The organism is Pseudomonas sp. LBUM1669 (assembly GCF_059695705.1).
In genome coordinates this window covers 520,751-534,167 of the sequence record NZ_CP166784.1, presented here as the reverse complement: position 1 = coordinate 534,167, position 13,417 = coordinate 520,751, and the positions used below count along the sequence as shown (strand labels likewise).

Annotated in this window: 10 protein-coding genes; 2 read left to right on the top strand and 8 right to left on the bottom strand. The window is 59.2% G+C overall.

The features are described 5' to 3' along the window. Positions 1–76 precede the first annotated feature (76 nt). Complete coding sequence (msbA, locus tag ACA051_RS02435) at positions 77–1,879, bottom strand: lipid A export permease/ATP-binding protein MsbA (RefSeq protein ID WP_497307367.1); 1,803 nt, start codon at positions 1,877–1,879, stop codon at positions 77–79. 156 nt (positions 1,880–2,035) lie between these two features. On the opposite strand from msbA, the gene ACA051_RS02430 reads away from it, so the two are divergent. Further along, entirely contained in the window at positions 2,036–3,898 is a 1,863-nt protein-coding gene (locus ACA051_RS02430) for an O-antigen ligase family protein (RefSeq protein ID WP_497373380.1), read from the top strand. Continuing rightward, positions 3,898–5,115 carry an acyltransferase family protein gene (locus tag ACA051_RS02425; protein WP_497307363.1) on the top strand — a complete coding sequence of 406 codons (1,218 nt, stop codon included), beginning with the start codon at positions 3,898–3,900 and terminating at the stop codon, positions 5,113–5,115. Before ACA051_RS02430 ends, ACA051_RS02425 begins: the two co-directional genes overlap by 1 nt. Positions 5,116–5,196: 81 nt before the next feature. Here the strand turns inward: ACA051_RS02425 and ACA051_RS02420 are convergent, their stop codons facing one another. From ACA051_RS02420 to ACA051_RS02390, 7 genes are read right to left on the bottom strand one after another with little or no spacing between them, the layout of a single operon-like run. Further along, the gene (locus ACA051_RS02420) at positions 5,197–6,081 is read right to left on the bottom strand and encodes a glycosyltransferase (protein WP_497373378.1); all 885 of its coding nucleotides are present in this window, start codon (positions 6,079–6,081) and stop codon (positions 5,197–5,199) included. After that, positions 6,078–7,232 carry a glycosyltransferase family 4 protein gene (locus ACA051_RS02415; RefSeq protein WP_497307359.1) on the bottom strand — a complete coding sequence of 385 codons (1,155 nt, stop codon included), beginning with the start codon at positions 7,230–7,232 and terminating at the stop codon, positions 6,078–6,080. Before ACA051_RS02415 ends, ACA051_RS02420 begins: the two co-directional genes overlap by 4 nt. Continuing rightward, positions 7,229–8,113: a DUF6625 family protein gene (locus ACA051_RS02410; protein ID WP_497373376.1), complete on the bottom strand. Its 885-nt coding sequence runs from the start codon at positions 8,111–8,113 to the stop codon at positions 7,229–7,231. Before ACA051_RS02410 ends, ACA051_RS02415 begins: the two co-directional genes overlap by 4 nt. A 53-nt stretch (positions 8,114–8,166) precedes the next feature. Continuing rightward, positions 8,167–9,600, bottom strand: coding sequence for a PIG-L deacetylase family protein (locus tag ACA051_RS02405; RefSeq protein WP_497373374.1), 1,434 nt, complete (start codon positions 9,598–9,600; stop codon positions 8,167–8,169). A gap of 8 nt (positions 9,601–9,608) precedes the next feature. After that, the gene (locus ACA051_RS02400; RefSeq protein ID WP_497373372.1) at positions 9,609–10,505 is read right to left on the bottom strand and encodes an antimicrobial resistance protein Mig-14; all 897 of its coding nucleotides are present in this window, start codon (positions 10,503–10,505) and stop codon (positions 9,609–9,611) included. Beyond that, positions 10,505–11,635: a glycosyltransferase gene (locus ACA051_RS02395; protein WP_497373370.1), complete on the bottom strand. Its 1,131-nt coding sequence runs from the start codon at positions 11,633–11,635 to the stop codon at positions 10,505–10,507. The genes ACA051_RS02400 and ACA051_RS02395 overlap by 1 nt, the downstream gene beginning before the upstream one ends. Then, entirely contained in the window at positions 11,619–13,376 is a 1,758-nt protein-coding gene (locus tag ACA051_RS02390; protein WP_497307351.1) for a carbamoyltransferase family protein, read from the bottom strand. Before ACA051_RS02390 ends, ACA051_RS02395 begins: the two co-directional genes overlap by 17 nt. Between the last annotated feature and the right edge of the window lie 41 nt (positions 13,377–13,417).

Here is a 13,417-nt window from a genome sequence, read left to right as displayed (position 1 = left end):
TCTGATCATTTATTGAGCAAAAATACTGATAACTGATACAAATCACCGGGCGCATTGCACGCCCGGTGAACAAGGGTCAGGCGATGTCTTCGGCCGGGGCGTCGAGGCCCATGGCGTTCAGTCGAGCGTAGTAACCGTTGTGCGCGAGGAGTTCGGCATGGGTGCCGCGCTCGACGATCCGGCCCTGATCCATGACCAGAATCAGGTCCGCCTTCTCGATGGTCGACAACCGGTGAGCGATCACCAGGGTGGTCCGGCCTTTCATGACTTGATCGAGTGCCGCCTGAATATGCCGCTCGGATTCAGTATCGAGGGCCGAGGTGGCTTCGTCGAGAATCAGCAACGGTGCGTTCTTCAACAGGGCCCGGGCAATCGCCAGGCGCTGGCGCTGACCGCCGGACAGCAACACGCCGTTCTCGCCGACCTGAGTGTCCAGGCCTTCGGGCAACTGTGCGATGAAGTCCATCGCATAGGCGTCTCTCGCCGCTTTTTCGATGTCTTCACGAGGCGCGCCAGCCAGATCACCATAAGCAATGTTGTTGGCCACGGTGTCGCTGAACAGCGTCACGTGCTGGGTGACCTGGGCGATGTGCTTGCGCAGGTTCAGCAGTTTGTACTGTTCCACTTCAACGCCATCGATCAGGATCTCGCCCTTGTCGTGGTGATAGAAACGCGGAATCAGGTTCGCCAACGTCGACTTGCCGCTGCCCGAACGCCCGACCAGCGCCACCATTTGCCCCGGTTCGACCGAGAAACTGATGTCGTCGAGTACCTGGCGATCGGTGTCCGGGTAGGTGAAGCTCAAGTGGCGCACGTCCAGACGACCGCTAACGGCGTCACGCTCGACCGTGCCGGTATCGACTTCCGGGGCGACGTCCAGCTGCTCGAAGATGCTCTCGGCACCAGCCACACCTTTCTGGATAGTCGAGCTGACTTCGGACAATTGGCGGATCGGCTTGGGCAGCAGGCCGGCCAGGGTGATGTAGGCGACCATATCACCGGCCGACGCATCGCCACGCAGGTACAGCACCAGGAACATCAGCACCGCCATGGCGCTGTAGATCACCAGTTGCAGCAACGGCGTATAGATGGCGCCGGTACGGGTCATTCGCAGTTGTTTGTCGGTGTTGCCCTGACTGGCCTCGTAAAAGCGCTTTTCTTCGTAGACTTCGCCGCCGAAGCTGCGCACCACGCGATAGCCCTGGATGGTTTCCGAAGCCACGTGCGTCACGTCACCCATGGCTAACTGGATTTTTTTGCTCTGCTTGCGAAATTTCTTGCTCGCGGTGCGCACCATCACAGCGATCAACGGCAGGATCGCAACCATCACCAGCGTCAGCTTCCAGTTCATGAACAGCAGCGAGGCGAACAGGAAGATGACCGTCATGCCTTCTCGGATTACGACCTTGATCGCATCTGTGGCCGCCCCGGTGACCATCGTCACGTTGAAGGTGATGCGTGAAATCAGATGACCCGAGTTATGCTTGTCGAAGTACCGATTGGGCAAAACCAGCAGGTTATTAAACAACTGAACACGCAAATCATGGACGAGCCCGAGGGAAACCTTGGCCAGAAAGTAGTTGCCCAGATAAGATCCCAGCCCCTGCCATGCGGCGATCAGGATGATCAGCAACGGCACCGCCTGCAGCAGTTGCAGGTCACGCAGGTAAGGCACGGTTGGAAACAGCACTGCCTCGGGGTTGGACAGGCCGTCGACAAAGTACTTGAGAATGTAGCCGAGCATTGGCTGCGTCGAAGCGAAAATCAGAAAACCGACGATGCTGATCAGAAACAGACTGATATACGGCCGGACATAGCCGAGCAGACGGAAGTAGATTTTCAAGCTCGAAGGGCTTGCGGAGAGACTGGAGTCGGTCATATCACGCGAATGTCGATAAAAAGGACGCTGACTTTAGCACAGCTTCCTCAGGGTTCTGGCAATCGCATAAAGGCTGTTATTGTTAGGCGTCAAATTAAGCGTCAAATAGCCATCACCCCAAAATGGCCGATCAACTTCAGGATTGAATCTCTCAGCATGCAACTCAGCGGTTTCAATAACGTTTCCAATCGAGTCTTCGATTTCATTTGCCTCTGGATTCTTCCGGTCGGCTATTTCCTGCTCCTTTGTGCGCTGTTTTTCCTGCCGGGACGAAGTTTGCACCACAAGCTTTTTTATGGGTTGTTCAGCATTCCAGCGCTGATTGCCCTTTGTTTGCGGCCTCGTGAATTCAAGGAATTACTCCGAGAGCCGATCTTTATTGCGGTGTTTCTGTTTGCCGCCTGGGCGTTGATCAGTTTGTGCTGGGGGCCAGGCAGCGAACGCATCGCCGCCCAGTTCAAACCCCCGCTGCATACCTTGCTGCTGTTCGCGGGTTGCTACCTGTTGGTGCGTTACCGCAGCGAAATCCTCCAGCCGCTGCTGTTCAGCGCCGCACTAGTGGGTCTGATCGGCACAGTTTACGATTTGTTCATGTTCACCCGAGTCTACGAGCCCGGATTGCGACTGGTCGGCGGTGGCGCCTTCGACAATCCATTGCTCAGCTCTCACATGTTTGGCTTTTTCTGCGCGTACTGGCTGAGCTATAGCATGACCTGCAAACGTCGGCAGATGCTCTGGCTGAGCATCCCGGCGATGGCCGTGATGTTCGCCGCAGTAATTGCGACCGGCTCCAGAACCCCGCTGGTTGCGCTGACCATGGCCTCGCTGTGGTTAAGCGTCATCTGCTGGGGCCGTCGCTCCCTGGTCCTGCTGGGCGCCCTGGCCGTCGCCGGGGCGCTGGTAATACTCGTGTTTTCGCAGATGATCATTCTGCGAGGCGACTCCTATCGTTTCGAAATCTGGCAGATGGTGCTCGGTAAAATCGCCGATCATCCGTGGATTGGTCATGGTTACAACGCCAGCCTGACCGTGGATCCCGGTGTTGGTTATAGCTTGCAGGAACCTCACAGCTTCGCCTTGGGCGTGCTCTATTACGTGGGTATTCTCGGTCTTCTGCCGTGGTTGTTTTTCCAGGCCTGGGGGCTGTTGAGCAGCTGGCGGCAACGGGTGCAACCGCTGCTGATCATCGCCTCGACCTGGCTGGTATTCGGCATTGGCGCGGGTTTGACCGAAGGTGGCGGGATCATTTCCCGACCGAAGGAGCACTGGTTCCTGCTGTGGATTCCGTTGGCGCTGATCGCTGCGCTGAGCATCAACCAGCGCGCCAGACGCCTGCTGGCAATACCTGTCAAGACGCTGACGCCCACCGCTCAACAGCAGTTGATCAGCGACGCACAAATCATTGAAGAAGATGGCCTGGGCCCCAAAGTCCTGCGCCTGGTCGATGGCAGCTTTCTCAAGCTGTTCCGCCGCCGTCGCTGGTACACCTCGGGCAGCTTCAACCCCTATTCCGAACGCTTTGCGGTCAACAGCGAGCAATTGCGCAACCTGGGTATTCCCACCCCGAAAATCCTTGACCTGTATCGGCTCGACGATGGCAGCAGCGCCGTGCACTACTCTCCACTGCCGGGCAATACGCTGCGTCAGGTGCTGCAAGGCATTACCGCACCGGCGGTACGTCAGGCGCTGGTAGAGCGGTTCGGCAAATTCATGGCGCAACTGCATGAACAGGGCGTCTATTTCCGCTCGCTGCATCTGGGTAACGTGCTGGTGCTGGAAGATGGCGAGTTCGGCCTGATTGATGTGGCCGACATGCGTATTTATCCTTCGTCGCTGAGCCTGTCCCTGCGTCAGCGTAATCTGCGCCATATGCAGCGCTACACGGTGGATAAGCGCTGGTTGTTCGAAGACCATTTCGAAGCGCTGCTCCAGGGATACGCCATGATGGCGTCGAAATCCGCTGTTGATAACCTGCACAGGCAGGTGCTGGCCGGGAGTTCCCCGGCCCGGGCTCATTGATGACTGAAACCAACCCGCTCATTGCGCTGGCGGCCTATCTGCTCGCCATCTTGACTGCCGCCCTGTTGTGGCGCGCCGTTCCGAAAATCGCCCGTCACCTGGAGCATTCAGGTGAAAGCCGCTCTGCCAGCATTGATGGGCTACGCGGCTATCTGGCGTTTGGTGTGTTCGTGCACCATTCGGTTATCACCTGGATCTTCCTGCGCACCGGTGTTATCGAATTTCCGCCGAGCAACTTCTACTCGCAGCTTGGCCAGGCCAGCGTCGCGTTGTTTTTCATGATCACCGGTTTTCTGTTCTGGAACCGATTGCTCACTCAGGGACGTCAACACGACTGGCTGGCCTTCGCAGTCTCTCGGGTGTTTCGCCTCTACCCGTTGTACCTGCCGTTGATGCTGATTGTATTTGTCACGGTGTTCTACATGCAGAACTGGGAACTCAGGGACCCCGGCATCCAACTGGCGGGGCAGATACTGGCCTGGCTGACGTTCGACCGACCGGACGTCAACCAGTACCACCAAACCGGCATGCTGATCTCCAACGTCACCTGGACCCTGGGCTACGAGGTGTTTTTCTATCTCGCCCTGCCCCTCGCCGCCATGGTGTTCATCTACCGTGGCAGCTGGTTGCAAGTGGTGCTGTGCCTGATCGGAATTTATGCCCTTTACCAGTTGGTCGGCTGGGAGCATTCGCTGAAAAAACACTTCCTGGCGAGCTTCCTCGGCGGCATCGGCGCCGCGTACTGGATTCGCCGGCCACAACTGGTGGCCTGGAGTCAGACGCGCATGGCGGGGATTATCGCGTTGCTGGCGTTGGCGATTGCCTTTACGGCATTCAACCGCGCGTTCAGCCCGAAGCCGCTGCTGCTCATGTCACTGTTTTTCGTGATCGTGGCATCCGGCAACAGCCTGTTCGGCGCTCTCAAACCGCGCAGCATCCGCTGGCTCGGGGAAATCAGCTACAGCACCTATTTGCTGCACGGGTTCGTGCTGTGGGTGATGGTGCAACGCCTGCCGCTGGTGCTGCACCTGGACGCTCGTGACACCTGGACCTATCTGTCGCTGTTGGCCGTATGCACCTGCCTGCTGATCGTCATCAGCAGCTTGACGTTCCTGTATGTAGAGAAGCCGGGCATGGCGGCCGGCAAGAAGGTCTTGCAGTGGCTGCGCCAAGGCAAAAAGGCCGACAAGAGCCTGGCGGAGAAGATCGCTCGCTGAAGCTTTCAACGCGCCCTTTCTGAAGCAGGCAACGCTTTCTAGGTAGCAGCCTGCGTCCGGCTGCTACATCGCGTCACGACCTCAGTCTTTTTCCAGCGGCGAGAAATACAGTCGCCCCAGACCGCGCCAGGTCTTCTTGTTCCAGGCCCTGAACGGGATCTGCGCCAGCAGCTCGCGGGCGAGCTTGCGATCACGGTTGGCGGTCTTGAGGAACATCGAACTCAGGAATTTGTAACGCACCTCGTCGTACAGCGGATGATCGCTGAACAGCGCGTAGGAGCGCAGGATGTTGTCGACCATGAAGCGATGGTTCTTGTAGGAGTTGGTGGCGTGCTTGCGATAGCGCGCCATCAGCACATTCAGGCCATCGATAAAGTAACCCGCACGGGTCACCTTCAGCTCGATCAGCAAGTCTTCCAGGCGAATGTTCGGATCGAACCCACCCACCTTGTCCAGCGCTTCCCGGCGGATCATCAGGGTTGGCGCGGGGGGATAGGGTTTGCGCTCCAGGAACATGTCATCGAAATCCAGACGACGGAACGGCACATCACGGCGCTGGCGCTTCTCGGGATACAGATTGCCGTCGGCATCGATCAGCTCGATGTTGCCGGCGCAGATACCGACCTCGGGCTTGCCATCCATGTACGCCACCTGAGTCGCGATGCGCTCCGGCAGCATGATATCGTCGGAACCGAATGGTACGATCAGGCTGCCCTTTGAACGGGCAATGGCGGCATTGAGGGTGTTGGTCAACCCCTGGTTCTGTTGAACCCGGAAATCGAAACCGTGCTTCTCCTGCAATGCCTTGATCCGCTCGACGCTGTCATCCTTGGAACCGTCATCGACCACCAGCAGCTCGATGTTCTTATAGGTCTGGTTGAGGACGCTGAGAATGCTTTCCTCGATATAGGGAGCGTGGTTGTACGACGCAATGATGACAGATACGAGGGGTAGGGCGTCGCTCATGGTTGTTCCTTGCGGGCCTGTTCCAGGCCAGAGTCGATCAGGTTCAGGTATTCCTGACGGAACACCTCGATGTCATGTTGTTCCTGGAGATAACGGTAGGACTGCTCGCCCTTGGCCTTGAGCTCGTCATCCGACAGCCCGAGGTAGTTATCCAGCGCCGCGACCAGGCTCGGCACGTCCTTCGGTGTAATCGTCAGCCCACCCGCGCCTTCAATCAGCGGCAGCATGGCCGGCACGCTGGAGGCAATCACCGGCAGATGTCCGCTCATGCCTTCGAGCAGCGCCAGCCCCAGACCTTCAGCCAGGGACGGCATGGTCCAGATGTCGAACGCGCGGATGTACTGCAAGGCGATTTCCTTGAAGCCCAGCAGGTGTGCGCGACCGGTCAGGCCCAGGCTTTCGATTTCGGCTTTCAGGCGCGACTCTTCGCGGCCGGCACCGATGATCGCCAACTGGGTGTTCGGGTATTTGTCTTTGAGGGCAGCAAACGCCTGCAACAGATAGGTGTGACCCTTGACCGGCACCAGGCGACCCAACGCCCCGATCAAACGCACCGACGGATCGATGCCCAACAATTCGCGGGCGCGCTCGCGGCTGTGCTGCAAGCCTTCGGCCTGTTCGATGTCGATGGCGTTGGTGATGGCGTAAGTATTCTGGTCGGTGAAACCGCAGTCACAGTCCAGCAGGTACTGTTTGACCGCCGGCGACACACCGACAAAGCGCCAGTGACGATCGATCAGGCGCTGGGTCTGGCGGCGCCGGTAAAACCGGTCGTACTCGCCAAAACCGTGGGAAATGCCGATGCACAGCGGGACTTTCAACCAGCGGTTGAGCGTCAGCATCATGTTCACCGGCTTGAAGCGGTTACAAATCACCACGTCGAATTTTTCTGCGCGGCAAAACTTGTACAGCGCCCACATCGCCCGCAGGCGCATGCCCTTGAGGGACTTGTCGGAAAATTCGAAATACACCGAACGGTCAGCCCGGCTCACAGCCTCGCCTGGCCCGGGCTTGCCACGCAGGAATGCCGCAGTGACTTCATAGCGATCACTCGGCAGCGCCTTGACGATCTGCTCCGCGAGGTCGGCAAAATCATGGGCTTTGACGTTGTAGTCAGGCTGCAATTGCAGAACCTTTGACCGTTGACTCATAACTCTCCCCGGTGAAAACCAGTCGCATCGATGACCCAGGCCGGTTCGGCGGCAATACGCCTGACCTCGGCTGGATCGGGTGGTGGCAACCGCGACCACTCGTTGCGTTTCCAGCAAACGAAGTGGAAATACGGAAACCGGCGATCGCCATCGCGATCATTACTCAAACAGCCATTTCGCCAATACCAGTGATGCGGAAAATCATCCGTACCGTCGTGCCACTTGATGCAGCCACCCGGGGTGCTGAACGCCTCGGTGAATTCGCTGCGCCGACGCCACGGATTGAACTTGCCCACCAAGGTGAACAATGGCTCGGGGAAATTCTTGCGCCAGAGGAAGATCCGACTGAATGCGCCCTCGTCCAGCGCATGATGCTCCTGATCGGTGAAGCGCTTTCGCCAGTCCTTCATCTGCATGAACAACTCACGCTTGCGGGCGTTGTTGCGCATCAGGCAAAGATGCCCTGCCACCCGTCGCTCGTGAGTCGAGAACAGGTCATAAGCGGCCAGCCGATCCGGGGTGAAGTAACTTCGCAGGTCACCATACACCAGATCAATATCGCCGAACCCCCAGAAATCATAGCCTTGCAGCCGGTCGGCATGAATATGCCCCAGCGCCGGCTTGATGTCGCAGAGCTTGTAAGCCGCAGCCGGTGCAAAGTCGATATCCAGTCGTTGCGACACCAGCCCACAGTATTCCCTGAACGTCATGCACTCGACAGTGACGTTGGGTGGCAGATTCTCGGGCGTGCCGCAGTCGCTGAACAGCAACCAGTCGATGTCGGCATTGCGACGGCAACTCTCGAGAAAAAACGGCATCCAGAACGGCCATTGGCCGAAATACGGAATCAGAAAAACAATGCGCGGGAGTGAGTTGGTCACAGAAGATTCACTGCAGTTGTTTAAGACGCGGCCATGCTAGACAGCGAAGTACGTCATTTCTGCTGTCGAGATGTTTCACCATGTTTCAAAAGCCATAACAACTCATGGCGTCTGACCGCCTTGCGAAAAAATTCGTTCTCGCCATAAAGGGGCGGCACTCTACGGGCCAACAAGCGCTGTATCAACCGACGCAAACGTCGCTTGAACGGCATGGGCGGTTGCAGGTCGTGCATCATGCTCAGCGCCATGGCTTTATCACGCTGAAGGTCCAGCGACAGCGGCAGGCAGCAAGGCTGCATCGGTGTGGTGGAGTCGAAGGCCGGCGGCAAGGCGATGCCATGCCCCGCATCGCCCATCGGCCAGCGGTCGTTGTCGTGCAGATGATTGGCGTAGCCCAGTAACGTGGTCGGCTGCCACTCCAGACCCTTCAGCGCTTCGAGGACCGCTTGCTGAGCGCAGATATGATCGGGATGAGGGTCGAGGGTCGGGTGCGGCAGCACGATCACTTCAGGTCGAGCCCGCAACAGCAATTCGCGTAAATCAGCCAGCAGGTTGTTCCAGGTCGGTGCGCCGTCGATGTCGCCCGGCAGGGCAAACGGATTCAACTGGCGATACACGCGGGTGTCGCTCAACTCGGCTTCACGCGAACCCATCGGCTGCGCTGGCGCGGCTTGCATCGCCGCCAGTTGCAGGCAGAAATAACCCAGCTGCACGCAATGCGCTTCAGGCACACCCGCCCAACGCGGCACCGCGATGCTGTCCCAGGCGCGCAAACGGCCCTTGAGTCGGGCGGCCTCGACTTTGTTCAGGCCCAGCTGTTGATAGTGTTCGGCTTCGATTTCACCGGCGGTGAGGGTGACGATCCAGGCTTCATCGGCCTGGCTGTACAAACCATAGGCAGCCAGTTCGGCGTCGTCGGCGTGAGGCGCGATCACCATCACCCGCTGACGGCGGTAATCCGGTTGCTCCAGCGCCCACAGCACCGGCTCTCCGAGCAGGCGGCAGAAGCGTCCGTGCAGGCGCAACTCGCCCCGCGACAACACTTGCGCCTGACCGCTGAGGTTCAGATAGCGCAGGCCATTCACACCGCGTTCAAAGGTTTGCCGGTCTGGGTTATCGCCACCCAGCAACTCGACCACCGGGTCGATAAATCGCCCCAGCCATGTACTTTTTAAACGCAGCGCCAACACCAGCGTTGCGTCGTCGACCAGCATCACGCCTTCGTCCAGGCGCAGACGCTCACCGTCCAGATGCACCTTGGGCTGCGGGGTGTACGGCGGAAAACTGTATTGGTAATCGTCTTTTGGCGAATAGAACAAATGGTCGGCGAACCACGCCTCGTGGGCAATCCAGCCCAGTACCCCGAGTACCAGCGGCAACCACCACGCTACCAGCACGCCGATGGCAATCAACAGCACCAGCGCGATCAACAGGCCGATGCGTTTGTTGCGCCGATGGCGCTTGAGCAGTTGCTGTTTGCGACTCATGGGTTCACTCACACGGTGAAGACCGGCACAGGATTGCACCAGCGGTCCTTGTATTCCCGGTCGGCGCGACCGAAGGAAAACCGCAAGGGTTTATCCAGGGCGCGTGCGTGTTCCCAGGCACTTTGGGTGTTGAGGAAACTCAGCACGCTACCGGGGCTGAACTCGCGCGTTTCGGGGTCGACGCCGCCATTGATGTACTCGACGCTGATCCACTCCGGCGCTTCGACGCGGTACACCAGTTGAATCGCGATCGGTGCATCGTTGAGAAAAATCACCGAGCCGATCAGCAAGTCGCGCAGCAGCTCGATCACCTCGCCCATACGTTCCGCGCCAGTGGCCGGGAAGCCCCAGCGGCGCTGGAACAGGTCGCAGTAGATCGCGGCCAGCTCAGTACTGGACAATTCGGCGACCGGCCGCACCACCCCGCCCGCCTCTTCCAGCAGACGCAATTCACGGCGCTGGTTATAGCGGAATTTTTTCGACAGTTCTTCGGGCGTGCGGGCCATGGCCAGTTGTTCGGCCTGCAACTTGATGTCGGTGAAACGGCCTTCGTTCAGCGCCGACAAATAACGTCCGCGATGGCGCAGCGGTGCTTGCGCATCAGCGGCGGCCGGCAGGATCAACTCGGCATTGCCGAGGTCGAACAAGCCCTTTTTACCGCGACGTTTGAGCACGTCTTTGGACAGCGCCAGGTCGCGGCCCCAGGTCGGGATGGCGGCTTTCACTTCACCGTTTTGCTCCCAGGCCAGGTAACGCACCGGGATGTCGGCCAACTGTGCCAGACGTTCAACCACCAGAGGGTGAGTCGCGACGCTGCCGCCAAAACGTTGCCAGGCCTGTGCATAAGTCGAGGCGTCGACCACCGCCCAGCCTCGTTCGCGCCAGCCTTGAAATCGGTTGAGCATCAGCCCCTCGGTGCCAGTTCTGTGACGTGTGGCAAATGCCAGAAAGCATCGCGTACCGCGCGGTCGGAGAAACGTTCACGCAGGCGATCGAGCATCAGCTCGGCGCACTGGTGACGTTGCTGGTCGTCCATCGCGGCCAGATGTTGCAGACCTTGGGCCAAGTGTTCGGCATCGCCCAGCGGGAACAGAATGCCCACGCCTTCAACGACTTCCTTGGCCCCACCGCACGCGGTGGCAAGCAACGGGACGCCGGCGGCCATGGCTTCGAGCAGCACCATGCCGAAGGGTTCGTGATCAGAACTCAGGGCAAACACATCAAAGGCACGGAAGTAGCGACGGGCATCCGGCACCTGGCCGAGGAACAGCACGCGGTCGCCGATTCCCAGTTCACGGGCCAGGGCCTTGAGGTCCTGTTCCAGTCGACCGCTGCCGAGGATCACCAGTTGGCTGTTGCCCGGCAAGCCCGACAATGCCTCGGCAAATCCGTGCAGCAGCGTGGCTTGGTCTTTGTCCGGATGCAGCCGCCCGACGTTACCGACAATCCAGGCATCCGCCGACAGACCGAGGGTTTCCCGGGCCTCTCGGACCGACACCTGACTGGTCTGCAACGCCGGCACATCCACACGGTTATAGAGCGTCTGAATCCGCCCGGCCGGCCATTTCGGCAGGCAACGGCGCATGTCGTCACGCACCGCATCGGAGACCCCGAGCAGGCTCAGGCGCTTGCGGAATATATGCGCGAAGAGTTTGCGGGTGCCGCGTTTGTAATCGTCAAACGCGTGATGCACACCAATCACCGGCAGCGAGGTGCCGAGCAAGGCGATGTAGATCGGCTTGAAGCGGTGAGCAATGCAGAAACTGAAATTGCGCGAGGCGGCGATCTTGCGCAGATCGCCGATGGCGCCCAGCTTCAGGCCACGAATGGCCTTGGAGCTGTATTCCATGAATAGCACTTCATCGGAAGCGCAGTTCGCGGCGACTTCGCTATCGGCGACCCCGGTCAAAAAAACCGTGGTCACCCGATAACCCGTCCCCGCGAACAGGCTGGCGTACTGCCGGGCACAGTCCAGGAACGGCCCGTCATAGCCGTGGCAGAACTGCAACACATGGCGTTCAGCCGAGCGTGTCATAAGCGTTGGCGCCCTCTTTGACCACCAGGATGTCTTCCATGATCAGATACTGTAGATCGGAACCGAAGAACATGTTCAGCGCGTCGGTCGGCGAGCAGATCATCGGCTCGCCACGACGGTTGAGCGAGGTGTTCAGCGACACGCCGTTGCCGGTCAGTACTTCCAGCGCCTTCATCATGTCGTAGTAGCGCGGGTTGTATTCGCGCTTGAGCACCTGGGCCCGGGAAGTGCCGTCTTCGTGGACGACTTCTGGCACGCGGGCCTTCCACTCTTCCGCCACTTCGAAGGTGAAGGTCATGAATGGCGCCGGGTGATCGATCTTGATCATCTGCGGGGCGACGGTGTCGAGCATCGACGGGCAGAAAGGCCTCCAGCGCTCGCGGAACTTGATCTGGTGGTTGATCCGGTCAGCCACGCCGGTTGCACTCGGGCAACCGATGATCGAACGACCGCCCAACGCGCGCGGACCGAACTCCATGCGGCCCTGGAACCAGGCCACAGGGTTGCCATCGACCATGATCTTGGCGATGTTTTCCGGCATGTTCTCAAGCTTGCGCCAGGTCGGCTTGCTCGCGTGACGAGCGCACGCGGCGATCACGTCTTCGTTGCTGTACGACGGGCCGAGGTAGACGTGTTCCATCTTCTCGACCGGGACGCCACGGGCGTGAGATACATAGGCTGCTGCGCCGACCGCCGTACCGGCATCGCCGGACGCCGGTTGCACGAACAACTCGGTGACGTCGTCACGGGCGATGATTTTCTGGTTGAGCTTGACGTTCAACGCACAGCCACCGGCGAAGGCCAGTTTGCCGGTTTCCTTGAGCACGTCGCCCAGGTAGTGGTCGATCATCTGCAGCGAGATTTTTTCAAACAGCGCTTGCATGCTCGCCGCGTAGTGAATGTAAGGTTCGTCGGCGATGTCGCCTTCACGCTTCGGCCCCAGCCACTCGATCAGCTTCGGCGAGAAGTAGAAGCCTTTGCCCTTCTCTTTATAGCGACGCAGGCCGATGACGTTGGCGTAGTCGGTGTTGATCACCAGTTCGCCGTTTTCAAACGAGGCCAGGCGCGAGAAATCATATTTGCTCGGGTCGCCATAAGGCGCCATGCCCATGACCTTGAATTCGCCATCGAGCATCTCGAAACCGAGGAACTCGGTGATCGCGCCATACAAGCCGCCGAGGGAGTCCGGATCGAAGAATTCCTTGATCTTGTGGATCTTGCCGTTCTCGCCGTAACCGAAGAAGGTCGTGGCGTACTCACCCTTGCCGTCGATCCCGAGGATCGCGGTTTTCTCTTTGAAACCGGAGCAGTGGTAAGCGCTGGAGGCGTGAGCCAAGTGGTGCTCGACAGGTTCGATCTTGATTTTCTTCGGGTCAAAACCCAACTGCTCGAGGCAGAACACGATCTTGTTGCGATAGCGCTTGTAGCGACGATTGCCCATCAGGATCGCGTCGAGTGCGCGGTCCGGGGCGTACCAGTAACGCTTGGCGTAGTGCCAGCGCGCCTTGCCGAACAGGCTGATCGGGGCGAACGGGATCGCGACCACGTCTACGTCGGACGGTTTGATGCCCGCCTGCTCGAGGCAGAACTTCGCCGATTCGTAAGGCATGCGGTTCTTTGCATGTTTATCGCGTACGAAGCGCTCTTCCTCCGCCGCCGCGACCAGCTTGCCGTCGATGTACAACGCTGCGGAAGGATCATGGCTAAGGGCGCCGGACAGGCCAAGAATCGTCAATGCCACAGGGGTCTAGCCTCTTTAGTCTGCATGCAGGCGACAAGCGC

Coding starts and splice junctions, on each gene's coding strand:
- msbA (WP_497307367.1), bottom strand. CDS start 1,879: ATGACCGACTCCAGTCTCTCCGCAAGCCCTTCGAGCTTGAAAATCTAC.
- ACA051_RS02430 (WP_497373380.1), top strand. CDS start 2,036: ATGCAACTCAGCGGTTTCAATAACGTTTCCAATCGAGTCTTCGATTTC.
- ACA051_RS02425 (WP_497307363.1), top strand. CDS start 3,898: ATGACTGAAACCAACCCGCTCATTGCGCTGGCGGCCTATCTGCTCGCC.
- ACA051_RS02420 (WP_497373378.1), bottom strand. CDS start 6,081: ATGAGCGACGCCCTACCCCTCGTATCTGTCATCATTGCGTCGTACAAC.
- ACA051_RS02415 (WP_497307359.1), bottom strand. CDS start 7,232: ATGAGTCAACGGTCAAAGGTTCTGCAATTGCAGCCTGACTACAACGTC.
- ACA051_RS02405 (WP_497373374.1), bottom strand. CDS start 9,600: ATGAGTCGCAAACAGCAACTGCTCAAGCGCCATCGGCGCAACAAACGC.
- ACA051_RS02400 (WP_497373372.1), bottom strand. CDS start 10,505: ATGCTCAACCGATTTCAAGGCTGGCGCGAACGAGGCTGGGCGGTGGTC.
- ACA051_RS02395 (WP_497373370.1), bottom strand. CDS start 11,635: ATGACACGCTCGGCTGAACGCCATGTGTTGCAGTTCTGCCACGGCTAT.